Origin of the sequence: Streptomyces sp. RP5T (genome assembly GCF_003933965.1) — a bacterium.
In the GTDB taxonomy this organism is placed as follows: domain Bacteria; phylum Actinomycetota; class Actinomycetes; order Streptomycetales; family Streptomycetaceae; genus Streptomyces.
In genome coordinates, this window is sequence record NZ_RSAJ01001133.1 from 1 (window position 1) to 1,119 (window position 1,119).

At 71.8% G+C, this 1,119-nt stretch carries 2 pseudogenes; both read left to right on the plus strand.

The features are described 5' to 3' along the window. Nucleotides 1–656, plus strand: a pseudogene (locus EHS43_RS44960) (SAM-dependent methyltransferase); the annotation flags it as partial. Nucleotides 657–750: 94 nt separating this feature from the next. Beyond that, nucleotides 751–1,119 (plus strand): annotated as a pseudogene (locus EHS43_RS44965) (hypothetical protein); the annotation flags it as partial.

Sequence of the window (1,119 nt, forward strand, 5' to 3'; positions counted from 1 at the left end):
GCGCCGAACAGCTCACGGCCGTGCGTGAACTGCTGGGGGAGACCATGCGACTGACCGCTGACCTCACCCCGCAGCGCGCCGACCCGGCCCACCCCGCGCGGTGGCCGCTCACCACCGTCGGCGAACTCGCGCGCGGAGGCGCCCTGCTGCTGCGCACGGGAGGAAACGGCGGCCACGCACGCGTGCCCGTGCTCACCGACCACGACGTCCTCTCCGGGACCGCCCCCTCCGGAACGCTCCCCGAGAGCGACGACGAGGCCGTGCTGACCGAACCCGGCGACGTCGTCGTACCCGTGCTCGGCGGCGGCTCGATGGCGCGCGTGATCGACGCGGCGACCGGGGGAGCCGTCCTCGGGCGCAATCTCGTGCTGCTGCGCCCCGATCCGGCGGCCCTCGACCCCTGGTTCCTCGCCGGCTTCCTGCGCGGCACCGCCAACAACCGCCAGGCCAGCAGCTACGCCTCCACCGCGACCCGCCTGGACGTGCGCAGACTCCAGCTGCCCCGGCTCCCGCTCGACGAGCAACGACGCTACGGCGAACGCTTCCGCACGCTCGACGAGTTCGAAAGGGCGCTCAGGCACACGGGCCGGCTCGGAGAGCAACTCGTGCGCGGGATGTACGACGGACTCACCGACGGAACGGTCGCGCCCGACTGATCAGCTCGACAACGGTTCGGTACAACCCGTGACCTGTTGTCGGTATCGGCCTATACGCTCGAACCCCACATCGAATCCCGGTTCAGGAGCGTTCATGTACGGCCACGGCGCGGTGCCGCCCGCCCGCAGCTCGGGCACCGTCATCACCTTGCGCGTGCTGCTCGCCGCCGCCGGCTTCCTCTCGTGCGGCCTGCTCGCCTGCGCCCCGTTGTTCCGGGTCGCCTTCCTGCGCGGCCGGTCGGTCGACTGGGTGCTGGCCTGGGCGAGCCTTCCGCTGTCCATCGCGTGCTTCGCGGTGGTCGGCTCGCTGCCCGAGAGCGACTCCCGGACCGACGTCGCCATGTCCCTGGTCCTGCTCTTCGGCCTCTTCAGCAGCGTGTACTTCCTGGTGATGGACATCCGGCTGCACCAGCAGCGGCAGTTCGCCGCCTACCCGCCGCCCCACGGCCCCACCGTCCACACC